Here is a 23,319-nt window from a genome sequence, read left to right as displayed (position 1 = left end):
TCTGCGTAGGGTGGGTACAACCCACCGCGCGCTTTAGGCCATGTGCAACTTTACATATTCAAAGTCGCCCGGCTTGTTATCGATGCCAACTTTGGGTGCGGCGATCCAGCTGGCGTATTTGCCCGGCTCATAGCACGGTACCATCAACGACTGGATATAATCACCATCCGCCTTGGTCGGCAGCCATTCGTCTTTGCGTTTGTGCCATTCATCCGACGACATGATGTTGCCATCGGGGTCAACAGCCACGGCGCTGAACACGCCGATCTGACGGTGGAAACCTTCGTGCGGCATCTTGAATGCATAGTCGACACCCGCTTTGGCAATCTGCTTGTTCCAGCGCCCGACACCGCCTGCGGCATCGCGCACGTAATCATCGCGCAGACGCATGTTAATCGCGGTCAAGGCGGGCACGTCTTCGGTGACGATCTTGCCATCCTTCACTGACGTGACCGCATAGGTGTCGTTCTGCAGCTTGTGATCGTCGTCGATCCGCTGCTCCATATACCGGCCTTTGATGCCGTAGTTGAACGCGTTGGCGGCGTTGGTCGACACCTCTTGACCGAACAGGTCCAGCGACAAGGTATAGTGCAGGTTCAGCTTTTTCTGGATCGTGGGCAGGTCGATCACGCCCAACTCGCGGATTTTATTGATATCGTAAGGGTCGGTGATGCCCGCCTTGTTCATCGCCTCAAGCGTCGCCTGAATGGTGCGGCCCACGCCGGTTTCGCCGACAAACATATGGTGCGCTTCCTCGGTCAGCATAAAGCGGCAGGTGCGCGACAGCGGGTCAAAGCCCGACTGCGCAAGGCTTTCCAACTGCATCTTGCCGTCGCGGTCCGTGAAATAGGTGAACATGAAAAACGACAGCCAATCCGGCGTTTCCTCGTTAAACGCGCCCAGCATACGCGGGCTGTCATCCGAGCCCGAGGACCGCACCAGCAAGTCATCCGCTTCTTCGCGGCCATCACGGCCGAAATACTTTTGCAGCAGATAGACCATCGCCCAAAGGTGGCGGCCTTCCTCCACGTTGACTTGAAACAGGTTGCGCATGTCGTAAAGCGATGGCGCGGTCAGCCCAAGGAAGCGTTGCTGCTCGACCGACCCCGGCTCTGTATCGCCCTGGATCACGATCAGACGTTTCAGCATGTTGCGGTATTCGCCGGGTACTTCTTGCCACGCGGGTTCGCCGTAATGTTCACCCATCGGAATTTTGCGATCTTCAACGGCGGGGGCCAGCAAAACACCCCAACGGTATTCCGGCATCTTTACATAATCGAACTTTGCCCAACCTTTTGGATCAACCGACACGGCCGTGCGCAAATACACCATCGATTCCTGAAAGTTCTGCGGGATCAAGTCATTCCACCAGTTGATGTACCCCGGGTGCCATTTCTCCAGCGCTTTTAGCACCTTCTTATCCTGGCTCAGATTCACGTTATTCGGGATCTGGGTGTCGTAGCTTACGTTGATTAGGTCGATCATTGATTTCCTCCTCGTGGGGTCAAAATCTTTCAAAGATTTTGGGTCGGATTTTTTGAAAAAATCCGCGCCCGTTACACACGTTCCATATTGTATTCACCGCGCACGCCTGTGCCGTAGCGTTGCAGCGCGCCATCCGGGCCAACGGCGTTGGGGCGTTGGAATATCCAGTTTTGCCATGCGGTGAGGCGACCAAATATGCGGGTCTCCATGGTTTCGGGTCCAGCAAAGCGCAGGTTCGCCTCCATCCCCGTCATGGCATCTGGGCTAAAGCTGGCGCGCTCCTCCATGAACAGGCGCACCTCATCCTCCCAATCGATGTCGTCATAGACGTAGGTGACCAATCCAGCCTCGTCGGCGGCATCAGCCTCAAGCGGCTGCCCCTTTAGGCCCTCAAGCGTCGCGATATCCTCGGGCGTGCCCAGGAACCGCGTTTCAAGCCGGGTCAGGTCGTTGCCCATTTTATAGGTGCCGAAATTGCCATCGGTCAGGGTCACCGTCGCAAGGGGCCGGTTATCGCCGTCAAATTCCTCAAGCATCATATAGCTGCGATCCACTGCCCACAGCAGTTCGGCCAAGGGGCCAGCAAAGCACGATCCATGTTCGACAATCGCGACCAAACTGCGCGAGGTCATATCGACCCGCTTCAACACGCGCTTCCAATATTGCAGGATTTCATTGGCCAGCCAGTGGTCCTTGTTGGCCAGCAACAGCGCTTCGTGGGCGACGACAAGCTCCGGGTCGCCTTGGGTCTGGAACTCAATCAAGCCCAATTCCTTTTCATTGTTGCGCAGGTGCAGGATCGCGTCGTCCAATTCACGTGCACAGCGCAAAATCCACGCGTCTGCACCTTGGGCCGTCAGCGCATCCATATCGGCAGGGGCAGCCACATCCGGCCCCTTTATTGTCACCGTCGCGCGTTTTGCACCGCGGTTCAGCAGCACTTCGACGGTGGAATAGGTGATGCCATCTGCCGTGAAACTCCGTTCTAGGGGTGTCAGCTCGATACCCTGCGCCACGTCTACCTTGGTTGAACTGGCGGCCATTTCGCGGGCGCGCTCAACCACCGCTTCATCGAATTTCGAGTTGGGGATCACCTCGTCGACCAAACGCCATTCCTTGGCGCGCTTGCCTTTCACTCCTTCCTCGATCGAGCAGAACACATCGGCGCGGTCGCGGCGGACCATGCGCTTGTCGGTGACGCGGGTCAGGCCGCCTGTGCCAGGCAAAACCGCCAGCAGAGGAACTTCTGGCAAAGCAACCGAGGACGTGCTGTCGTCTGTGAGCATGATGTGATTACACGCCAACGCCAACTCATACCCGCCACCCGCGCAGGCCCCTTTGACTGCGCAGATATAGTTCTGACCACTGTCGGCCAGCGCTGCCTCGTAGGTATTACGTGTCTCGTTGGTGAACTTACAAAAGTTGACCTTGTGGCTATGCGCAGCGCCGCCCAGCATCCGGATGTTTGCACCAGCGCAAAACACCTTGTCCTTGGCCGACTTCATCACCACGACTTTGACCTCCGGATGCTCAAACCGCATCCGCTGCACGACGTCTGCCAGTTCAATATCTACGCCCAGATCATAGGAATTCAGCTTCAGCTCATAGCCTTCAAACAGCCCGCCCTTTTCATCGACGTCCATATAAAGGTTCGCGACGGGACCATCATATTCGATCTTCCAATGACGGTATTTTGACGGATCAGTTTGGAAATCGATAATCTTGGTCACAGGCAGTCCCCCCTCGTGGTCCGGTGATATGCTGCATCACAGTACCGGCTGTTTGTTAGATAGATGCGCAATATGGCAGGATACTGCCATATATTTCTGGATTCATTCTAAATATATGCCATATTTATGCATCATATCGCACTTCAATCTGATCTCGGGTCTCATGAACCCAAGCCTCAATATCGCTCAGCCTAAGGCCCAGAATCGTTTCAGCCGCCCCGCACTGCTGCAAAAGATCATCCACCATGGCGCATAGCCTGCGGGCCGCGTTCGGTTTTCCCATCCGGATTTTCAACCGCGCATTGGCCAGTTGGATCATCGCTTGGATCAAGGCCCGTTCCGGCGACGGATCGGGCGCACGCATCCAAACCGCCTCAAGAACCTCGTGGCATTCCCAGAAATACCCGTCATGGAAATAGGACAGCCCAACCTGCCATGCCTCGGTCTGGCCCAGCAGCTCAATCGGCGTCTCCTCGGTCACACTTGCCTTGATGTGATCGAACCAATCCTCGGGATGGCGCGCGTTCAGGCCCGGCACATGTGCATGCGGAGGGACCGAAACGCCCACCCCTTAAGCGACCTGAACGATTTCACGCTCGATCCGGTCCAGCCGGGCGCAAAATTCGCGGATCGCATCCAAGGTGGCATGGGGTTGGTCCATGTGCGGGGCATGGCCACAATTGTCCAAAATAGCCGTTTCAACGGGGGAATATATCCGCGTCTCGATCTCTTCGATCTGCGCCAACGTGCCATAAGGGTCATCACGCCCCTGAATGGCCAGAACCGGAATGCGCAGATGGTCGATGCTGTCGCCGACATTCCATGCCTCGAACTTCGGATCGGTCCAGGCGTCGTGCCAGCCCCGAAACGCGACATCGACGTTGCTGTGATACTTGGCCAGCTTCTCCTTAAGGTCGCCATTGTTATAGGCGTCGCCAGCCGATCTGATCGCCCCCAACCCGCCCGGTTCGGTAAAGAAATGCGGGGCCATCAGGATCAGCGACCGGATGCGCATGTCTGACACCGACCCGGCATAGATCGTGGCAATCGTCGCACCATCGGAATGGCCCAGCAAAATCGCGTGCTCGACGCCGGCCGCGTCCAGCACATCGCCAAGGGATTGTTCGGCCTCGCGGGTCATGTAATCCAGCGGGCGCGGCAGATCGACCGGATCAGACGCCCCATAGCCCGCCCGTGAATAGGCCAGCACACCAAAGCCAGTGGCATCGACCAACGCCTGCGGAAAATCGCGCCAAAGCGCGACACTGCCCAACCCTTCATGCAGCAGCACAAGCGTTGGCGCATCCGCAGGCTTGGGCCCCCATGCGGCGTATTCCAGAGATTTACCGCCCGCCGTCAGCCGCTGCCCAGCCTCGTTTGCCCATGTCACACCCATCATGCTTCCTCTCGTAATTTGAAACGTTGTATTTTGCCCGTCGACGTTTTGGGCAGGTCGTTGACCACCTCGATCCAGCGGGGATATTTCCATTTGCCGATCTTTTCTTTGACGTGGCTTTTCAGCTCGGCCAGCAGAGCGTCATCGGCGCTGCCCTCTTTCAGCACGACAAAGGCTTTGGGTTTCTCAAGCCCGTCCGCGTCTTCGGCGGCAACGACAGCGGCCTCTAACACGCGCGGATGGCTGACCAGCGCGCCTTCAACCTCGAACGGCGACAGCCAGATGCCCGAGACTTTGAACATGTCATCCGTACGTCCGCAGTAGGTCAGCCGGCCATCTTCCCCCAGCTCGTATTTGTCGCCCGTGCGGGTCCAGACCCCTTCAAACGTGCTGCGGGATTTGTCGCGCTGGTTCCAATATGAATTCGCGGCCGAGGCCCCGTTCACCAACAACTCCCCCACGCCGCCGGGCAGCACGTCTTCGCCCGTCTCGTCCACCAGACGCAGCGTGTAGCCGGGCACCGCAACACCCGACGTGCCATAAACCAGATCATCCTTGCGATTGCTTAGAAAAATATGGAGCATTTCAGTCGACCCGACCCCGTCAAGGATGCAGGTGCCAACATGTTTCTCCCATCTCAGCCCCACTTCTTCTGGCAACGCTTCACCCGCCGAAATGCAGCTGCGCAGCGGGGCTGTCAGACCGCCCGCACCGTCCATATGCGCGACCATCGCGGCATACAGCGTCGGCACACCGCAAAACACTGTTGGCTTTTCCGTGTTCAGAATATCCACCACACCATCAGGCGTCGGGCGCCCTGCAAGCAGCAAGGTGGTTGCCCCGACAGACAGCGGAAACGACATGGCATTGCCCAGCCCATAGGCGAAAAAGAACTTGGCCGCCGAAAACACAACATCATCCTCGGCGATCTCAAGCACCTGTTTGCCATAAGTGTCAGATGTCGCCCGCAAGGATGAATGCACATGTGCCACGCCTTTCGGCTGGCCAGTCGATCCCGAAGAATACAGCCAGAACGCAACCTCGTCCGGACTGACCGGCAAGGTCTCGCGCGGCTCTGCGCCCGATAAAAAATCGTCAAAACTGGTGGTCCCGTCGACCGGATCACCGATCACAACCACATGCCGCAAATAGGGATTGCCCGCGACCGCCTGTTTGGCGACGTCCCACAGCTCAGCCGACACGAAAAGGATCGCAGCCCGCGCATCCCGCAGGATCGCGTCATAGACGGCCGCCGACAAAAGCGTGTTAATCGGCACCGGAATGACACCGCATTTGATGGCACCCCAGAAAATCTGCGGAAATTCGATCTGGTCCAGCACCAGTACCGCGGCGCGTTCTTCGGGGCGGATGTCGGCACGCGCCAAGGCCCCCGCCACTTGTGCCGCGCCCGCGGCCATGTCCCCGTAGGTTAATGTCCGGCCACGGCCAATTTCCCGATATGCGACCTTGTCCTCACGTCCTTCTTCTGTGTGACGGTCGACGAAATATGTGACTGCATTAGCTATTGTGTTGGCAGCGGTCATCTCGGTCCTCCCAAACGTCGATGCTTTATTGTGCATTTACAAAATGCCGCCGCAAGATAACTCGCTTATATGGGCAATTTATTGCATTAATCCGCCGATATGCGGGCCCCGTCCGCAGTGTCATAAATCCGGGCGACCAAATCGGCACGACGCATCAGCATCTTGGGAAAGTTCAGATTGCCCTTGGCGGTGACCTCTCCGTCGCCCATAGACGGCAGATCGGTCAGGATAACAGCACCGGTCACACGCGACGCGCTGCCAGTCGTTTTGGCGGCCAGCTCTTTCATAACTCCGCCGATTTTCTCCATCAGCGGCGGGCAAATCATTGCGCCGGCATCATCCGACACCTGCCACCCCTCTGCCTTGATCGTGGCGTGGTTTGGCACCAGCAACATACCCACTTCCTCGCGGCCCTGACCGGTCAGCACCAGATCCGACACATAGGGCGCTAGCGCGGCGAGCAGGTCCAACCGCAACTGCGCCGCGCGCACCCAAGTGCCGGTCATCAGCTTGAAATCTTCGGACATGCGCCCGTCAAACATCAGCCCGCGCGCAGGGTCATTCGGGTCGACCAACCGCATCGCGTCACCAGTGACAAAGAACCCTTCTTCGTCAAAAGCCTCGGCAGATTTTTCGGGGTTGTCGTGATAGCCCTTGGTGATCGTCGGCCCGGCCACGCGCACATCGCAGCGCCCGTCGGCGTCCGGGATCAGTTTCACCGTCACACCGGGCAGCGGCACGCCCACGATACCCGCACCCTTTGCCGGTTCATGCTGCAACAACGCGGCTGGCGCGGTTTCTGTCAGCCCCCAAGATGAATTAATCAACGGCAGCTTGCCACGCGTCTCCATGGCAAGGCGTTCCAGTTCAGCCCATGTCGCCTGCGGCAGCGACGCCCCCGCGTAAAAGATCATATCCAGCTGCGCAAAATAGCGTTCGCGCAGTTGCTTATCGGCCTTCAGCGCTGTGACCAATTGGGCGAACCCGACCGGCACGTTAAAACTGATCGTGCCTGAAATCTCGCGCAGGTTGGCAAGGGTTTTGTCGAACATCCCAGCGGCGGGTTTGCCTTCGTCGATGTACAGACTGCCGCCGTTTGCCAGCATCAGGTTAAAGTTATGCGACCCGCCAAAAACGTGGTTCCACGGCAGCCAATCCACCAGTTGCGGGGGGCGGGCCGCCACGAAGGGCAAGGCTTGGGCCAATTGCGCTTGGTTCGTGGTCATCATCTTTTGCGTGGTCAACACCCCCTTGGGATCAGAGGTCGACCCCGAGGTCATCAGAATTTTCGCCAATGTATCCGGTGTGATCTTGGCGAATGCCGCATCCACATCTGCCCCGCTTGGCGTCAGGAAACTGTTGAAATCCGTGGCCCCTGTGTCACCGGGGGCCGAGGATAGTTTTTCCACGCCCGCAAGGCTGTCCAACCCGAAAGCGCAGGAATAGGTGCCGCCGTCCGACGCATAGACCATGCCGGGCTTCACCAGTTTGGCCACGTAATCCAGCCGTGGCAGGGCGGCAGGGATCAGGGAATACTGCTCGGCCACAGGCACCGTCGGCACACCCACATATTGCGCCGCAAGCGACAGTAACCCGTGATCGACGCTATTGCCCGAAATAATCAAAATGGGTTTTTCCGGCCCCAGATCACGCGACAAAAGATGCCCCGCAATGGCCCGCACCATTTCCAACGCTTGTGAATAGGTGACCGTGCGCCAGCCAGCGCCCGACCGCTCTGCCAGAAACACCCGGTCCGGTTCCGCCGCTGCCCATGTATGCAACCAATCACCCGTACAGCGGGCCACGGGCCCCAGATCATAGCCGGATTCCAGTATGATCGTCCCATCAGGGCGGTCCGTTCTGGTCACCTTATGCGGCAGCAGATTGGCGCTATTCGTCATGATTTCTCCTTGTCCGCCGCACGTCGGGCAGAGCCATTTACTATTTTCGACTGCCGGAGTGAGGGGCCAAAGGCCCGGCTAGCCCGGCAATAGGAACAATGTGATCGCGGGGAACATCACCAGAATAATCACGCGGACGATGTCGGACCCCACGAAATACATCACAGCCTTATAGGTTTCGGTCATGGGCGTTTCGCGGTCCATCGAGTTGATGATGAACAGGTTCATCCCCACGGGCGGCGTAATCAGCCCGACCTCGACAACAATCAGCACCAAGATACCAAACCAGATCGCCAGGTGTTCCGTGCTCATCCCGAAATCCATCGCCGAAATCACCGGAAAGAAAATCGGCACGGTCAGCAGGATCATCGACAGGCTGTCCATCAGGCACCCAAAGATCAGGTAGAATACCAAGATGATCGTCAACACGAACCACGGGCTGTATCCTTGGCCCACGACCCAATCGGCCATGAACTGCGGCACGCCCGACAGCGCCAGAAAGCCGTTGTAGAACCCGGCCCCCAACACGATAAAGAAGATCATGCCGGTGGTTTTCGCAGTGCCCAGCAGGCTTTCGCGCAGCAAGGACCAGTTCAAGCTTCCCGACAGCAACGCCGCCAGCCCCGTGCCCGCTGCACCGATGGCGGATCCTTCGGTCGGGGTGAACCAGCCCAGATAGATACCGCCCACAACGATGAAAAAGATCACCAGAACCGGCCATGTGTTTGCCAAGGCCTTGAACCGCTCTGCCATAGGCACCGCAGGGCGCGTGCCCGCTGAATTCGGGTTCAGGCGCACATAAATGGAAATCGTGATGATATAGCCAAGGGCCGCCAGAATGCCGGGAATGAATGCAGCAAGGAAAAGCTTGGCGATATTCTGTTCCGTCAAAATCGCATAGATCACCAAGATGACCGAGGGCGGGATCAGGATGCCCAAGGTGCCGCCCGCCGCCAGCGTCGCGGTAGAAAAGCCCCCCGAATAGCCATAGCGGCGCAATTCAGGCAGGGCGACCTTGGACATGGTTGCCGCCGTTGCCAGCGAACTCCCACAGATCGCGCCGAACCCGGCGCAAGCCCCGACAGCCGCCATGGCAACGCCGCCCCTGCGATGCCCCAGAAAGCTTTCGGCGGCCTTGAACAGTGCCGTGGACATGCCCGACAGGGTCGCAAATTGCCCCATCAGCAAAAACATCGGAATGATCGACAACGAATAGCTTGAGAACGTCGTGTAGGTCTCGGATTTCAGCTTGGCCAGCAGCGGGGTCGGGTTACCGCCCATCGCGAAATACCAGCCACCAAATCCGCACAGCAGCATCGCCAGCCCGATCGGCGCGCGCAAAAAGATCATCAACAAAAGCACAGGGAAGGACCAAAAGCCCAGTTCTAGATTGGTCACGTCAATGCGCCCCTTGTTCGCTGGGTAGGATATTTTCGCCAGTCGCTGCTTCGATCACGCGCACACCGGCGCAATATGCCGCCACGATGCACGATACCGTGCCTGCCGCAAAGCTGGCGGCATAGGCCCACCAGACCGGGAATTGTAAAAACAACGTCGTCTCGCCATTGCCGATATACCGCTGCATCCCCTCGAACAGCCGCCAGACGATCAAGATAATTACTGCTGTCAGGACCAGCTCCCAAAAGGCCGCGATCCAGCGGTTGGCGCGCCGCGACAGAACCGAGGTAAAGATATCAACGCTCGCGTGGGCCCCGTAAAACTGGCAAATCGGCAGAAACGAGAAGATCGCGAAAGCAATACCCGCCTCAAGCAGTTCGTAATTGCCGTTGATCTCTCCGACGCCTAGATCAAGCAGGGCTTGTGACAGACCGTTTAGCTGGGTTTGGAAAAACTCGTTATGAAGCACCTTGTTCGCGGTGCGCCCGATGATCGAAAGCGTCGTCATCAGGATCAGCACGACCAAGACGAGCCCCCCGATAACTGCGGTAAACCGGGCAAGAAATTGTATCAGCCGATGCATGTGACATCTCTTAAGTTGGGTAATCTGTATGGCGAAAGGCCTGCGGCGTTTGATACGCCGCAGGCCATGGCTATGGTCGTCAGCTTACTTGCCGTAGGCGTCCATCAGGCTGCGGGCTTCGTCGATCAGCGCCTGACCGTCGATGCCTTTGCTGTCCATATCTGCGATCCAGCTGGCATAGATCGGCTGCGCCGCGTCCCGCCAAACCTGCGTTTCCGCGTCGGACAGGGTGACGATGTTGTTGTTCAGACCCACCGCGATTTCGCGCGCGGGGCCGTCGGCATCCGCTTGCGTCCCCCCTGCAAAAACCGAGAATTCGTGGCCGGAATTGTCGTCGATAACCTTTTTCAGGTCGTCAGGCAGGCTTTCGTACTTGTCTTTGTTCATCGCCAGAACAAAAGTCAGCGTATACAGCGCAGAGCCCGCGAACTCGGTGTGGTTCTTGACCAGTTCTGACACTTTCAGCGCAGGCGTAACCTCCCACGGGATGGTTGTGCCATCGATAACTCCTTTGGACAGGCCTTCGGGAATTGCGGGCACTGGCATACCAACCGGCGTCGCGCCAGTCGTTTCCAACAGCTGGTTCACCAGACGTGATCCGCCGCGGATTTTCAAACCTTGCATATCGGCAGGCGTGCGCACCTCTTTATTGGTGTGCAGCAGACCGGGACCATGCACCCATGTGCCCAAGATGTGCACATCTTTGAATTCGCCATCTTTCATGTGCTTTTCAAACATCTGCCAATAGGCAGAGCTGGCCGCGCGTGCGTCGTTCACCATGAACGGCAGCTCAAACACCTCGGTCGATGGATAACGACCCGGCGTATAGCCGACCACGGTCCAGACGATGTCGGCCACGCCGTCAATCGCTTGGTCCATCAGCTCTGGTGGTTTACCGCCAAGCTGCATGGACGGATAACGTTCAACCTTGATCCGGTCGCCGCTGTCTGCCTGAACCTTATCGGCCCAAACGTCCAACACCTGCATTGGCACGTTGGCCTGTGGTGGCAGGAACTGGTGCATCCGCAGCGTGACGTCTTGCGCCAAGGCACCTGTCGCACTCATCCCAACGGCAAGTGCGGCCGCAGCGGCACCCAGTATGGTTCTTCTCATCATCATGTTTTCTCTCCCTATTCGTTGGTCGTAACGGTGCCCACTTTAATGCGGGCTTTCCGTGGGGTCGCTCAATACGGGGGACAAACAACAGATGCACGGCAATCACAGATGTGATGCTCTCCTCCATGCATCCGTTTCCCTCCCCTGAATCGCATGTTCCCAGCTTGATCAGGGAACGCAGCGTTTCCTAACGAATATTGTTAGGCCATCTAACAATATTTGTCATTATCTTTTCGATACTCTTTTGGACGATCTCGCATTGGTCTCTGCGCACCGGCAAATTCGCACTTTCGTGCAACTTAGCGCGCCTGACTTTGTAACCGTCAAACGAAATGCCCCGCTAATGCAAAATAATTCACACAACTGGCGAATTCTTGGGCCACATAGCGGGGTTATATAGGTGGGGGGATGGTGGCGTTACCTGGATTTGAACCAGGGACCTAACGATTATGAGTCGTTCGCTCTAACCAACTGAGCTATAACGCCATCGGCGCTTCGAATATGACGGGCCTTGGCCCCCGTCAAGGGCCAAAACCAATCTAATGTCATCAACCTGCGTCGCGAACCGTATCAATCATCAATTGAACGTTGTCAGGATTGGCGTCCGGCGTGATGCCGTGACCCAAATTAAAGATATGCGGCCCCTTGGAAAAGGCCTTTACGATGGTGCGGGTTTCATCGATCAAATCCTGCCCGCCGGTGACCATATGACGTGACGCAAGGTTGCCCTGAATGCAGCCATCCACCTGAACATTGGCCGCAGCCCATTCAGCAGACACCGAATTATCCAGCGCAACGCAATCCACACCGGTGGCCTTGTGGAAGCCGATATATTGATCACCCGCCTCGCGCGGGAAGCCGATGATCGGAATGCCCGGATGGCGTTTCTTCAATTCTTGGGTGATCTCGCGCGCAGGCTCCAACGCGTATTTCTGGAATGCCTCGCCCGACAGCGATCCCGCCCAGCTGTCAAAAATCTTCATGACCTCGGCACCCGCCTCGATCTGCGCCGACATATATTCAATCGTCGCCTTGGTGATCAGGTTCAGCAGCGATTCGAACAACGGGTTGTCATTGATCCGCAACTGATGCGCGGGCCCCTGATCCTTGGTCCCCTGCCCCGCAATCATATAGGTCGCCACAGTCCATGGCGCGCCCGCAAAACCGATCAACGTGGTTTCAGGCGGCAAAGCCCCCGCAAGGTTGCGCACGGTCTGATAGATGGGGTTCAGCGTCTCGTGAATAACATCAACGGGTTTCAGCTTGTCAAAATCCGCCTGCGTGGTGACCGTGGACAAGCGCGGCCCTTCGCCGGTGACAAACCACAGATCGGCCCCCAGCGCCTGTGGCACCAGCAAAATATCCGCAAACAAGATCGCCGCATCAAATCCATAGCGCCGGATCGGCTGCAAAGTCACCTCGGTCGCCAGATCAGGATTATAGCATAACGACAGGAAATCCCCCGCCTCGGCGCGGGTGGCCTTATACTCGGGCAGATAGCGCCCCGCCTGACGCATCATCCAGATCGGCGGTGTCGCCAGCGTTTCACCCGCCAAAGCGCGCAAAATGGTTTTGGTTGGGGCTGTTGTCTGCGCCATGTGTCGGCTCCTCAGGTAATCTTTTGCCTTGGTCAAGATGTGAGGGCTGGAAGTCAAGGCGCGGGTGCCGCATTGTCGCACAAAATTGACTTGGCCCAAAGAGAACTTCATGACCCTGACCCTGCCTACCCCTCAGAACCCTTTGCGCATCGGCACCCGTGGCTCGCCCCTCGCCATGGCCCAAGCCCATGAAACCCGTGCGCGGCTGTCCTCGGTGTTTAACCTGCCCCTGACCGCGTTCGAGGTGGTGGTGATCAAGGTCACCGGCGATATGATCCAGGATCGCCCCCTCAAGGAAATCGGCGGCAAGGGCCTGTTCACCCGCGAAATCGAAGAAGACCTGCTGGCGGGCAAGATCGACATCGCGGTGCATTCGATGAAAGACATGCCGACCATCCAACCCGGCGGCCTGTTGCTGGATACGTTCCTGCCCCGCGAAGACCCCCGCGACGCCTTTGTCGCCCCCCAGATGTCCGCGCTGGATCAACTGACCCAAGGCGCGGTCGTCGGCACCTCCAGCCTGCGCCGCCGGGCGCAATTGCTGCACAAGCGCCCCGATCTGCAGGTCGTCGAATTCCGCGGCAACGTACAAACCCGCCTGCGCAAGCTGGCCGATGGCGTGGCTGAATGTACCTTCCTCGCCATGGCAGGGCTGAACCGTCTAGATATGGCAAACGTCCCCGCCACCCCGATCAACGACACCGACATGCTGCCCGCAGTCGCCCAAGGCGCGATTGGCATCGAACGTCGCGCTGGCGACGCCGAGACCGAGGCGCTGCTCTCCGCCATACACGACACCCCCACAGGCCAACGCCTGACCGCAGAACGCGCTTTCCTACTCACACTGGACGGCTCTTGCGAAACCCCTATCGCAGGGCTTGCCACACTGGACGGTGACACCCTGCACCTGCGCGGCGAAGTCTTGCGCCCCGACGGTTCAGAAGTCATCAAAGGCACCCGCAGCGGCCCGATCTCGGATGGCGGTCAAATGGGCGTCGACCTCGCCCAGGAACTGCTCGCCCAAGCCGGCCCGCATTTCTTTGATTGGCACGGGGGCACATAACCCCCCGCCGCATCCCATTTCCAAATGGTCCAAAATCCCGGGGGAGTCCGCAGGACGGGGGCTGGCCCCCTGCCCGCTGTCAGAGCATCACACCCATTTGGCGAGGGGCGGCAGGCTCATCAATACGGCATTGGCATCATGCCCGGTCTCAAGCCCGAATTTGGTCCCGCGATCATAGACAAGATTATACTCGGCATAGAGCCCGCGATGCACCAACTGGGCATCCTTATCCGCATCATCCCAGCTTTGCGCTTTGCGCTTTTCGACCAAGGGAACATAGGCAGGCAGAAACGCACGACCGATGTCTTGGGTCAGCTTGAAATCCGCTTCCCAATCGCCGGTGCAATGATCATCCATGAAAATACCGCCCACACCGCGCGCGCGCTTACGGTGCGGGATATAAAAATATTCGTCGGCCCATTCCTTTAGCTTGGGGTACAATCCCAAACCATGCGGATCCAAATGCGCTTTTTGCTGGTCGTGAAAATGCGCAGTATCCTCAGCATACTCGATACAAGGGTTCAGGTCCGATCCGCCACCAAACCACCACGCATGCGGTGTCCAGAACATGCGGGTGTTCATATGAACCGCCGGAGCATGAGGGTTTTGCATATGCGCCACTAAACTGATGCCAGAGGCCCAAAATCGCGGGTCGTCTTTCATGCCGGGAATGCCCTTGCGCGCGGCCATCGCGACCTGCGCCCGCTCGCCCAGCGTGCCATAAACGGTCGAGATATTGACGCCGACCTTTTCAAACACACGACCGCCGCGCATGACGCTCATCAATCCGCCCCCGGCATCAGATCCGTCGTCGCTGCTGCGGGTTGTTTTTGCGACCTCGAACCGGCCAGCAGGCGCATCCGCCAATGGCCCGGTATCATGGCCAGCTTCCAACTCTTCGAACGCGTCGACAATCTGGTCGCGTAGTTCGTGAAACCACGCGGCCGCGCGCGCTTTTTCAGCCTCGAAATTATCTGTCATATTCTATTACCTCGTTCGCGCAGATCAGTGCGCAGGTGCATCCACCGCGTCCAGCAGCGAACGCCCACCGTCCACCACGATCACTTCGCCCGTCATAAAGCTGGAACTGTCCGTCGCGAGAAACTGAATGGTGTCGGTCAATTCGGATGGCGATGCGATCCGACCCAACGGCGTGTGGCTGCGAATATCATCACGCCATTCGCGGTTATCCGCGACCGACGCTTTCAACGATCCGCTCATCACCGACCCGAACGCAACGGCATTCACCCTGATCCGGTGCGGGGCCAGCGTCAGCGCCATCGACCGTGTCATCTGCTCCAGCGCGGCGGCGGCCATCGAATAGGCCATCAGCTCGGGCCGCGTGTGCCGCGATGCGATCGAGCTGAGGTTGATAATGCTCCCCACCACCCCCTCGGGGCGGTCCTCGGCCTGCTTGATCATCCGTTTCGATACTTGCTGCGTCAGTTGCAACGCGGTCATCACGTTTTCCTGCCACAGGGTTTCAACGCTGGTGTCTTCGTTATTCAATGCATCCGTCGGCAAAAACTGCCGCGAGGCATTCACCAGCACATCAACCTCGTCAAAGGCATCAATGGTTGCGGACACAAGATTGGCAATCGTCAAACGCTGGCGCAAATCCCCCGCAAAAAAGCGGATATTGCCCTCGTCTTTGGTATTGCCGAACTCTTCGGTCAGGGCCTTTTCATCCATATCGGCGCACATGACATTGGCACCTTTGTCAGCAAACTGCCGCGCAATCGCAAGGCCGATCCCGTTTGCAGCACCTGTCACGATGACGTTTTTGCCTTTGATCGAAAATGACATAAAACTGGTTCCTTATACCGCCAACGGGCGCTTAGCGACGTTTTCGCAGGGGCCGGGCTGCGTGAAACAGCTTGAACCGCGCATCCCCGCCAATCTCTTCTACATGGGCAAAGCGCGTTTTCAGCTCGGCCTCATAAGGAAGATGACGGTTCGCGACCATCCACAGCTTGCCTTGCGGCGACAACATGCGCGCAGCTGCCGCGACAAAGGCCTGACCGATTTGCGGCTCGGCGGCGCGGCCGGTGTGAAATGGCGGGTTCATCACAACCGCGTCCAAACGGTGCGGTGGCTCCCACGTCGTGGCGTCTTCCCACAGGAATTCGGCGCGGTCGTCACCGACATTCCGGCGGGCACATTCCAACGCCATATGCCCTGCTTCGACAACATAAAGCTTTTGAACGCTTTCCCGGGTCAGAATATGCGCGGATAGAAAACCCCAACCCGCGCCCAGATCAGCAACCTCGGCACCCAGCTTTTCTGGCAATGCGTCCACCAAAAGCGCCGATGCCAAATCGACCCCATCAGCCGAAAACACGCCCGGCGCGGTCCAGAAACCGCCATCGGTTTGCTCAGGTCCCTGCTTCCAATCCACAAAAAACTCTGCGGCGGGTTCGGCGATCCAGAACAGTTTGCCATGCGCCTTGGAAATTGGTCCGTGAATGGTCACGCGGCTGCGCATCTCGCGCAGGATACTGTCAGCGCCGTCGGTCTTTTGGCCGTCGATCACCACGATGCCATCGCAGGCCTCGCAAGCGTCGGCGATCATCGCGCGGGCTTCGGCCTTGGCGCGGGGCAGACAAACGATGCAGGCGGCATAGCTGCCCTCAAAGCTGCGCACCACGTTATAGCCGCGGGCCGCCCAAACGTCATAATCCGGTTTGAAATCCTGAATGATCTGAACGCGGTCCTTATCAAGGCCGGGCAAATCACTGTCACGGGGCGGCTGGAAGACGGCAATCGTCCCCTCATCCGGTAATTCAAGGCCACCGCCGTCAAGCGCCAGCTGCAAACGTGCATCAATCAAGTGTTATTCTTCTTTTTCCATGGTGCATTGCAGCGGGTGCTGATGTCTGCGGGCGAAGTCCATGACCTGCGCCACTTTGGTTTCAGCAATTTCGTGGCTGAACACACCCACAACCGCCAGACCCTTTTTGTGAACCGTCAGCATGATCTCGAACGCTTGCGCATGGTTCAGACCAAAGAAACGCTCAAGCACGTGGACGACAAATTCCATCGGTGTGAAATCATCGTTCAGCAGCATCACCTTATACATCGGCGGCCGCTTGGTCTTGGGTTTGACTTTGGTCAGCAGATCGACATCTTCGTCGTCGCGACCCTTGCCGGCCATCATAATATCATCAAGGCGCATTGCTGCTCCTGCTGCGAGAGAAGTGGTTCAAGTGAGTCGTGTAAGCGTCTATATAGCCTGAAACAGACATTATAAAAGAGGATCTTGGAAAGATGGCCAAGCCGCTCACCCTGATCGGGTTTGATGCCGATGACACGCTTTGGCACAACGAACATTATTTCGTCCTGACCCAAGACCACTTTGCCGACCTGCTGCGCGATCATACCGCGCCCGATACGTTGATGGATCGCCTGCTTGTCGCGGAACGGCGCAACATTCCGCATTATGGTTTTGGGATCAAAGGGTTCACCCTTTCCATGATCGAAACCGCGATCGAGGTCACGGATGGCAAAGTCCCCTCATCCGTCATCGCCGAAATTCTGGATGCGGGCCGCGAAATGCTGTCTCATCCGGTCGATCTACTGCCCCACGCCCAAGAAACCCTCGAGGCGCTGCAAGGGCGCTACAAACTGGTATTGATCACCAAGGGCGATCTTTTGGATCAGGAACGCAAACTCGCGCTTTCGGGGTTGCGCGATATGTTCGACGGGATCGAGATCGTGTCGGACAAGACCCCGGCGACCTATACGCGCATTTTCAACCAGTTTGGCGATGGCACCGAACGGGGCATGATGGTCGGCAATTCGATGAAATCCGACGTGGTCCCGATGGTCGATGCGGGCGGCTGGGGCATCCATGTGCCGCACGGGCAAACCTGGGCGCTTGAACATGCGGAAGCCCCCGATCATGCGCAACGGTTCCGCCAAATCGCCGATCTCTCAGAATTGGAACAAATTCTAACCTGATTTTTGCGCCCACAGACCGCCGCAAGATTCGCATCATTTCCGGCCGATCAACGCCACATTGCCGTCACAATGGCATCTTTAGTGGTTGCCCGAATCGCTTCCGCTAGATGTGGCTCACAGAATATTCACCTTTTCATGTAATCCTTGATTTCAAAGGGTTTATCGAAAATGCGACCTGTGGTACGTTAAGCTTAATAATTAGTGGCCAGTCGAAAAATCGGCGGTCCGAGGCAGAGCAAAGGCAGTTATCATGAGAGCGCGGCGCGTGCAGCCGGCCCGTTATGGGCTATTCATTCTTGCGGCTATCTGGATTTTGGTGGTGCTACCCCTTAGCGCCATGGCAGCCCCCTACGCCGCTTACGTTATTGATGCCAGAACCAACGAGGTTCTTCATTCCCGAAATGCCGACACGCGATTGCATCCGGCCTCCCTCACAAAAATGATGACACTTTACATCGCATTTGACGCGATCAAGCGCGGTGAGATTTCGCTCGATACCAAGGTTAAGATCAGCAAACACGCAGCCTCCGAACCGCCCAGCAAACTGGGTATGCGGCCGGGCCAGACCATTGCATTACGCTATCTGATCCGCGGCGCTGCGGTGAAATCGGCCAACGATGCCGCCACCGCCATCGGCGAAGCGATCTCCGGCTCCGAAGCCAAATTTGCCCGCCGCATGAACCGCACGGCCAAGGCGCTTGGCATGACCAACACCACCTTTAAAAACGCCCACGGCCTGACGGAATCCGGTCACATGTCCACCGCGCGTGACATGACCACGATGGGCCGCCACCTGCTGTATGATTTCCCTGAATATTATAACCTGTTTTCCCGCATCACCGCCGATGCCGGCGTGCGCAAGGTCAGCCACACCAACCGCCGCTTTCTGGCGTCCTACAAAGGTGCCGACGGGATCAAAACCGGTTACACACGCGCAGCGGGCTTTAACCTGACCGCCTCGGCAGAGCGCGGCAATGAACGCATCATCGTGACCGTCTTTGGCGGCACCTCGACCACCGCACGCAACGCAAAAGTTGCGGAACTGATGGATCTTGGCTTCCGCCGCGCCCCGTCCAAAGCGCCGCTTATCAAACCCGCCAAGCCGCTTTACGCCGACATCGAAGACACGCCAGTCGCCAACAATTCCGGCGGCGCGGGCAAGACCATTCGCCTGGTTGGCGCAGTCACCACGTCCAAGCGCCCGCACCTGCGCCCCACCACCAACGACGCCGTGGTCATCGCCACGGCAGAGGCACCGGTCGCCACCTCGCCCCTATTGGCGCAGGACATCAATGCCGCGATCAAACAAGCCGTGGCAGCGGCCCCGGCCAAGGATGTACAATCCGCCAGCCTTGCCGCCGTGTCCCCCCGCCCCACCGCGCGGCCAACGGGGCTCATCGCATCCATTGCACCGACACAGGTCCAAAAGGCACCACCGCAACAGCAAGAGGTGGTTACACGCGTTTCGACATCCGGCGGGCGTCACTGGGGCGTCAATGTGGGTCGTTTCCCCAGCCGCTATGCCGCCGAAACCGTTCTGGTCAAAACCGCCCTGTCCGAGATTTCGACGCTCGACGGCACATTGCGCAAAGTGGTCCAACGCCCCCAAGGCTATGACGCGAATTTTCTGGGTATGACCCGCGAAACCGCCGATCTGGCCTGCCGTCGCTTGGCCGCCCGCAACGTCAGCTGTTTCATGATCGGCCCCGGCTAAACGGGCACCGACCGTCTATTTCTTAGGTGGTCGCCTGCAACAAGCTGCGCGTGTAATCCGATTTCGGATTGTCATACAGCGTATCGGCATCGCCATATTCAACGACATCCCCGCGCTTCATCACGATCACCTTATGCGACATCGCACGCACGACTTTCAGGTCGTGGCTGATGAACAGATAGGCCAGCCCATATTTGCGCTGAAGATTGCGCAGCAGATCAACGATCTGCACCTGCACAGTCATGTCCAGCGCCGAGGTCGGTTCGTCCAACACCAGCAAACGCGGGCGCAAAACCATCGCACGTGCAATCGCTATGCGTTGACGCTGACCGCCTGAAAACTCGTGCGGATAGCGGTCCATCGTGGCGGGATCCAACCCCACTTCGACCATCACATCGCGCACCAGCTCCCGTTGGTTTCTGTCGGGATCGACGTTGTGAATGGTCAACCCTTCGGCGATGATCTGCATGCAGGTCATCCGCGGCGACAGGCTGCCAAACGGGTCCTGAAACACAATTTGCATGTCTTTGCGCAGGCGTCGCAATTCGCGCGTCGACCATTTGCGCACGTCTTGCCCGGCAAAGTTTATGCCACCCTCGGACGCAATCAGACGCATGATCGCCAGCGCCATCGTGGTCTTGCCTGACCCGGATTCGCCCACAATTCCAACGGTTTCACCTGCACGCACCGTCAGGCTGGCGTCATTCACCGCCTTCACGTGATCCACGGTCTTGCGCAGGAAACCCTGCTGGATGGGAAACCACACCTTCAGATGATCCGTGCTTGCGATCACCTCGGCACCCTCTGGCACGGGGTCAGGACGGCCCGATGGCTCCGCCCCCAGCAGCTTTTGCGTATAGGGATGTTGCGGGTTGTCGAAAATCTCGGCCGTGGGGCCTTGCTCGACAATCTCGCCATGTTGCATGACGCAAACGCGGTCGGCGATGCGGCGCACAATCCCAAGGTCATGGGTGATGAACAGCAGGCCCATGCCTTCGCTGTCTTTCAGCTCTTTCAGCAGGTCCAAAATCTGCGCCTGAATGGTCACATCCAGCGCCGTCGTCGGTTCATCCGCGATCAGCACATCGGGCTTGTTGGCCAGCGCCATGGCGATCATCACGCGCTGCCGCTGCCCGCCTGACAATTGATGCGGATAGGCCCCCAAACGGCTTTCCGCGTCGTTGATCCCGACCTTGTTCAACAGCTCGATAATACGTTGCCGCGCGGCGGTGCCGACCACACCTTGATGCAGGGCCAGCGATTCCCCTAATTGCTTTTCAATCGTGTGCAGCGGGTTCAACGATGTCATAGGCTCTTGAAAGATAAAGCTGATATCGTTGCCACGCACTTTGCGCAGCAAGGCATCGCTCGCCCCGATCATCTGCTGCCCGTCATAGAGGACTGACCCCGACACCTCGGCGCTGTCACCCAGCAGCGACACCGTGCTTAGCGCCGACACGGATTTACCCGAACCGGATTCACCGACCAAGGCAACAGTCTCGCCCCGTTCAACGGTAAAGCTGACACCTTTAACAGCCTGCGTTAACGCCCCTTCTTGGCGAAAGGACACACGCAGGTCTTTGACCTCTAACAGGGCTGATTTAGTCTCGGTCATGGTTGGCGCACCAGTCATGAGAATGTCTTTCTTGGGTCGAATGCATCACGGATGCCTTCAAAGATAAAAATCAGCAAAGACAGCATGATGGCAAAGGTAAAGAACGCCGTAAACGCCAGCCACGGCGCTTGCAGATTCTGTTTTGCCTGCAATGTCAGCTCGCCCAGTGACGGGGCCGAGGACGGCAAACCAAAGCCCAGAAAATCAAGGATCGCCAGCGTGCTGATGGTGCCGGTGATGATAAATGGCAGCATCGTCAACAGCGCCACCATCGCGTTGGGCAGCATGTGGCGGAACATGATCGTCACATTCCCCACCCCAAGCGCCCGCGCCGCGCGCACATATTCAAGGTTCCGCGCGCGCAGGAATTCGGCCCGCACGACCCCGACCAATGACGTCCAACTGAACAGCACCAGCAAAAACACCAGCAGCCAGAAACTGCGCCCCAAAATGGCGAACATAATGATGATCACATATAGTGACGGGGTAGATGACCATATCTCGATCACCCGTTGAAAGATCAGGTCGGTCCAGCCGCCAAAGAAGCCCTGAACAGCACCCGCGATAATACCGATCAGCGATGCCGCCCCCGTCACGATCAAGGTAAACAGGATCGACAGCCGGAACCCGTGAATGACCCGCGCCAACACATCGCGTTTGGTGCCATCGGTGCCCAGCAGGTTCTGACGATTGGGCGGCAAGGGGGCCGCACCGGGCCGGTCCACGGCGGTGTTGAACGAATAGGGGATCGGCGGCCAGATCGCCCAGCCTTTGTCGATCGCGTGGCCGTCAATCTCACCGTCTTGGGCGTCCTCGATCAACTGATCGGGATCGTCAAAACAATCGACCAGCCCGCCAGTTGCGATCAGGCATTTCACCTCGGGGTCGCGATACACGGCCTCTGTCTGGAAATCCCCGCCAAATGCCGTTTCGGGATAAAACTGAAAGATCGGCATGAAATAATCGCCGCGATAATTCACCAAGATCGGCTTGTCGTTCGCCACGAACTCGGCAAACAGCGAAATCCCGAACAGAATCGCGAAAATCCAAAGGCTCCAATAGGCGCGGCGGTTGCGGGTGAAATTATGCCAGCGGCGCTGGTTCAGGGGGGATAATGCCATCAGATCACCCCTCGCGCCGTTCAAAGTCGATCCGCGGATCGACGAACACATACATCAGGTCAGACAGAATACCGACGACCAGCCCGATCAGACCAAAGATAAACAAGGTGCCAAACACGATGGGATAATCGCGCGCGACTGCCGCCTCGAACCCCAAACGGCCCAGCCCATCAAGGCTGAATATCGTCTCGATAATCAGCGACCCGCCAAAGAACACACCGATAAACACCGCCGGAAAACCCGCGATCACAATCAACATCGCGTTGCGGAAAACATGGCCGTACAGCACCTTGCGTTCCGACAACCCCTTGGCCCGCGCCGTCATCACATATTGCTTTTTGATCTCGTCCAGAAAGCTGTTTTTCGTCAGCAAGGTCAGCGTCGCAAAGGCAGAAATCGTCGATGCCAACACTGGCAAGGTGATGTGCCAGAAATAATCGCCGACCTTGGCCAGCGGGCTAAGCTGGTCGAAATTGTCCGATGTCAGCCCCCGCAGCGGGAATATCTGCCAGTATGACCCGCCCGCAAACAGCACCAGCAGCAAAATCGCGAACAAAAACCCAGGGATCGCATAGGCCGCAATGATCGCGCCGGATGTCCACGTGTCAAAGGCCGTGCCGTCCTTGACCGCCTTGCGAATACCCAGCGGGATCGACACCAGATAGGCGATCACCGTCGACCACAGCCCCAGCGTAATCGACACCGGCAGCTTTTCCTTGATCAGATCAATCACACTGATCGACCTGAAATAGCTCTCTCCGAAATCAAAGCGCATATAGTTCCACATCATGCTCAGGAACCGCTCGACCGGGGGCTTGTCAAAGCCGAACTCTTTCTCAAGCTCGGCGATGAATTCAGGGGGCAAACCGCGCGCACCAACATAGTTTTCTGTGCTGCCTGCAATATCCGCATTGCCCGCGTCATTCCCACCGCCCGAGAACCCTTCGAACACGTCACCGCCGCCTTGGATACGGGCGATTGCCTGCTCAACCGGGCCGCCGGGCACGAACTGCACCAGCGCAAAGTTGATCAGCATAATCCCAATCAAAGTGGGAATAATCAGCAATAGCCGTCGAAGAATATAAGCGCCCATAT

20 protein-coding genes and 1 tRNA gene are annotated in these 23,319 nt (G+C 57.8%); 3 read left to right on the top strand and 18 right to left on the bottom strand.

What is annotated here, in order from left to right; translation table 11 throughout:
• Positions 1-33: 33 nt before the first annotated feature.
• The 11 genes from boxB to hemE all read right to left on the bottom strand — a co-directional run bounded on the left by boxB (position 34) and on the right by hemE (position 12,751).
• Positions 34-1,485: a benzoyl-CoA 2,3-epoxidase subunit BoxB gene (boxB, locus tag WNY39_RS15580; protein WP_342846987.1), complete on the bottom strand. Its 1,452-nt coding sequence runs from the start codon at positions 1,483-1,485 to the stop codon at positions 34-36.
• Between the two features lie 71 nt (positions 1,486-1,556).
• Complete coding sequence (boxC, locus tag WNY39_RS15575; RefSeq protein ID WP_342846986.1) at positions 1,557-3,215, bottom strand: 2,3-epoxybenzoyl-CoA dihydrolase; 1,659 nt, start codon at positions 3,213-3,215, stop codon at positions 1,557-1,559.
• Between the two features lie 124 nt (positions 3,216-3,339).
• Positions 3,340-3,753 carry a DUF309 domain-containing protein gene (locus WNY39_RS15570; protein WP_342846984.1) on the bottom strand — a complete coding sequence of 138 codons (414 nt, stop codon included), beginning with the start codon at positions 3,751-3,753 and terminating at the stop codon, positions 3,340-3,342.
• 33 nt (positions 3,754-3,786) lie between these two features.
• Positions 3,787-4,614 (bottom strand): alpha/beta hydrolase, encoded by an 828-nt coding sequence (locus tag WNY39_RS15565; protein ID WP_342846982.1) that lies wholly within the window; start codon positions 4,612-4,614, stop codon positions 3,787-3,789.
• The gene (locus WNY39_RS15560; protein ID WP_342846980.1) at positions 4,611-6,155 is read right to left on the bottom strand and encodes a benzoate-CoA ligase family protein; all 1,545 of its coding nucleotides are present in this window, start codon (positions 6,153-6,155) and stop codon (positions 4,611-4,613) included. Before WNY39_RS15560 ends, WNY39_RS15565 begins: the two co-directional genes overlap by 4 nt.
• An 86-nt stretch (positions 6,156-6,241) precedes the next feature.
• Complete coding sequence (locus WNY39_RS15555) at positions 6,242-8,056, bottom strand: feruloyl-CoA synthase (RefSeq protein WP_342846978.1); 1,815 nt, start codon at positions 8,054-8,056, stop codon at positions 6,242-6,244.
• A gap of 78 nt (positions 8,057-8,134) precedes the next feature.
• Positions 8,135-9,454, bottom strand: a complete 1,320-nt coding sequence (locus WNY39_RS15550) for a TRAP transporter large permease (RefSeq protein WP_342846976.1) — start codon at positions 9,452-9,454, stop codon at positions 8,135-8,137.
• Position 9,455: 1 nt separating this feature from the next.
• Positions 9,456-10,037 (bottom strand): TRAP transporter small permease, encoded by a 582-nt coding sequence (locus WNY39_RS15545; RefSeq protein ID WP_342846974.1) that lies wholly within the window; start codon positions 10,035-10,037, stop codon positions 9,456-9,458.
• A gap of 84 nt (positions 10,038-10,121) precedes the next feature.
• Positions 10,122-11,156 carry a TRAP transporter substrate-binding protein gene (locus WNY39_RS15540; protein WP_341233726.1) on the bottom strand — a complete coding sequence of 345 codons (1,035 nt, stop codon included), beginning with the start codon at positions 11,154-11,156 and terminating at the stop codon, positions 10,122-10,124.
• Positions 11,157-11,562: 406 nt separating this feature from the next.
• Positions 11,563-11,639: transfer RNA gene (locus WNY39_RS15535), tRNA-Met, on the bottom strand.
• A 62-nt stretch (positions 11,640-11,701) separates the two neighbouring features.
• A complete protein-coding gene (hemE, locus tag WNY39_RS15530; protein ID WP_342846972.1) occupies positions 11,702-12,751 on the bottom strand; it encodes a uroporphyrinogen decarboxylase in 1,050 nt (349 codons plus the stop codon).
• A 109-nt stretch (positions 12,752-12,860) separates the two neighbouring features.
• Here hemE and hemC point away from each other — a divergent pair, with 109 nt between their 5' ends.
• The gene (hemC, locus tag WNY39_RS15525) at positions 12,861-13,814 is read left to right on the top strand and encodes a hydroxymethylbilane synthase (protein ID WP_342846970.1); all 954 of its coding nucleotides are present in this window, start codon (positions 12,861-12,863) and stop codon (positions 13,812-13,814) included.
• An 87-nt stretch (positions 13,815-13,901) separates the two neighbouring features.
• Here the strand turns inward: hemC and hemF are convergent, their stop codons facing one another.
• The 4 genes from hemF to clpS are packed head-to-tail and all read right to left on the bottom strand — an operon-like array spanning position 13,902 to position 16,989.
• Complete coding sequence (hemF, locus tag WNY39_RS15520; protein WP_342846968.1) at positions 13,902-14,795, bottom strand: oxygen-dependent coproporphyrinogen oxidase; 894 nt, start codon at positions 14,793-14,795, stop codon at positions 13,902-13,904.
• A 24-nt stretch (positions 14,796-14,819) separates the two neighbouring features.
• Complete coding sequence (locus WNY39_RS15515; protein WP_341233722.1) at positions 14,820-15,620, bottom strand: SDR family oxidoreductase; 801 nt, start codon at positions 15,618-15,620, stop codon at positions 14,820-14,822.
• A gap of 31 nt (positions 15,621-15,651) precedes the next feature.
• Positions 15,652-16,644, bottom strand: coding sequence for a class I SAM-dependent methyltransferase (locus WNY39_RS15510; protein ID WP_342846966.1), 993 nt, complete (start codon positions 16,642-16,644; stop codon positions 15,652-15,654).
• 3 nt (positions 16,645-16,647) lie between these two features.
• The gene (gene clpS / locus WNY39_RS15505) at positions 16,648-16,989 is read right to left on the bottom strand and encodes an ATP-dependent Clp protease adapter ClpS (protein ID WP_342846965.1); all 342 of its coding nucleotides are present in this window, start codon (positions 16,987-16,989) and stop codon (positions 16,648-16,650) included.
• A gap of 92 nt (positions 16,990-17,081) precedes the next feature.
• On the opposite strand from clpS, the gene WNY39_RS15500 reads away from it, so the two are divergent.
• Positions 17,082-17,774: an HAD family hydrolase gene (locus tag WNY39_RS15500; RefSeq protein ID WP_342846963.1), complete on the top strand. Its 693-nt coding sequence runs from the start codon at positions 17,082-17,084 to the stop codon at positions 17,772-17,774.
• A 250-nt stretch (positions 17,775-18,024) separates the two neighbouring features.
• The gene (locus tag WNY39_RS15495) at positions 18,025-19,488 is read left to right on the top strand and encodes a serine hydrolase (RefSeq protein WP_341233718.1); all 1,464 of its coding nucleotides are present in this window, start codon (positions 18,025-18,027) and stop codon (positions 19,486-19,488) included.
• Positions 19,489-19,510: 22 nt separating this feature from the next.
• Here WNY39_RS15495 and WNY39_RS15490 read toward each other — a convergent pair whose 3' ends face one another.
• Genes WNY39_RS15490 through WNY39_RS15480 form a run of 3 tightly spaced genes read right to left on the bottom strand, consistent with a single transcriptional unit; the run spans position 19,511 to position 23,317 of the window.
• Positions 19,511-21,121, bottom strand: a complete 1,611-nt coding sequence (locus tag WNY39_RS15490) for an ABC transporter ATP-binding protein (RefSeq protein WP_342846960.1) — start codon at positions 21,119-21,121, stop codon at positions 19,511-19,513.
• Positions 21,118-22,224 (bottom strand): ABC transporter permease, encoded by a 1,107-nt coding sequence (locus WNY39_RS15485; RefSeq protein WP_342846958.1) that lies wholly within the window; start codon positions 22,222-22,224, stop codon positions 21,118-21,120. Before WNY39_RS15485 ends, WNY39_RS15490 begins: the two co-directional genes overlap by 4 nt.
• Positions 22,225-22,228: 4 nt before the next feature.
• Positions 22,229-23,317 carry a microcin C ABC transporter permease YejB gene (locus WNY39_RS15480; protein ID WP_342846957.1) on the bottom strand — a complete coding sequence of 363 codons (1,089 nt, stop codon included), beginning with the start codon at positions 23,315-23,317 and terminating at the stop codon, positions 22,229-22,231.
• Between the last annotated feature and the right edge of the window lie 2 nt (positions 23,318-23,319).

This window comes from Sulfitobacter sp. AS59 (genome assembly GCF_038899995.1).
Taxonomy (GTDB): domain Bacteria; phylum Pseudomonadota; class Alphaproteobacteria; order Rhodobacterales; family Rhodobacteraceae; genus Sulfitobacter.
This window is presented reverse-complemented; position numbering and strand designations above follow the sequence as displayed.

Bases quoted from the DNA above. Each gene is read 5' to 3' on its own strand.
- boxB (WP_342846987.1), bottom strand. From the start codon at position 1,485: ATGATCGACCTAATCAACGTAAGCTACGACACCCAGATCCCGAATAAC.
- WNY39_RS15565 (WP_342846982.1), bottom strand. From the start codon at position 4,614: ATGATGGGTGTGACATGGGCAAACGAGGCTGGGCAGCGGCTGACGGCG.
- WNY39_RS15560 (WP_342846980.1), bottom strand. From the start codon at position 6,155: ATGACCGCTGCCAACACAATAGCTAATGCAGTCACATATTTCGTCGAC.
- WNY39_RS15555 (WP_342846978.1), bottom strand. From the start codon at position 8,056: ATGACGAATAGCGCCAATCTGCTGCCGCATAAGGTGACCAGAACGGAC.
- WNY39_RS15545 (WP_342846974.1), bottom strand. From the start codon at position 10,037: ATGCATCGGCTGATACAATTTCTTGCCCGGTTTACCGCAGTTATCGGG.
- WNY39_RS15540 (WP_341233726.1), bottom strand. From the start codon at position 11,156: ATGATGATGAGAAGAACCATACTGGGTGCCGCTGCGGCCGCACTTGCC.
- hemE (WP_342846972.1), bottom strand. From the start codon at position 12,751: ATGGCGCAGACAACAGCCCCAACCAAAACCATTTTGCGCGCTTTGGCG.
- hemC (WP_342846970.1), top strand. From the start codon at position 12,861: ATGACCCTGACCCTGCCTACCCCTCAGAACCCTTTGCGCATCGGCACC.
- hemF (WP_342846968.1), bottom strand. From the start codon at position 14,795: ATGACAGATAATTTCGAGGCTGAAAAAGCGCGCGCGGCCGCGTGGTTT.
- WNY39_RS15515 (WP_341233722.1), bottom strand. From the start codon at position 15,620: ATGTCATTTTCGATCAAAGGCAAAAACGTCATCGTGACAGGTGCTGCA.
- clpS (WP_342846965.1), bottom strand. From the start codon at position 16,989: ATGCGCCTTGATGATATTATGATGGCCGGCAAGGGTCGCGACGACGAA.
- WNY39_RS15500 (WP_342846963.1), top strand. From the start codon at position 17,082: ATGGCCAAGCCGCTCACCCTGATCGGGTTTGATGCCGATGACACGCTT.
- WNY39_RS15495 (WP_341233718.1), top strand. From the start codon at position 18,025: ATGAGAGCGCGGCGCGTGCAGCCGGCCCGTTATGGGCTATTCATTCTT.
- WNY39_RS15490 (WP_342846960.1), bottom strand. From the start codon at position 21,121: ATGACTGGTGCGCCAACCATGACCGAGACTAAATCAGCCCTGTTAGAG.
- WNY39_RS15485 (WP_342846958.1), bottom strand. From the start codon at position 22,224: ATGGCATTATCCCCCCTGAACCAGCGCCGCTGGCATAATTTCACCCGC.
- WNY39_RS15480 (WP_342846957.1), bottom strand. From the start codon at position 23,317: ATGGGCGCTTATATTCTTCGACGGCTATTGCTGATTATTCCCACTTTG.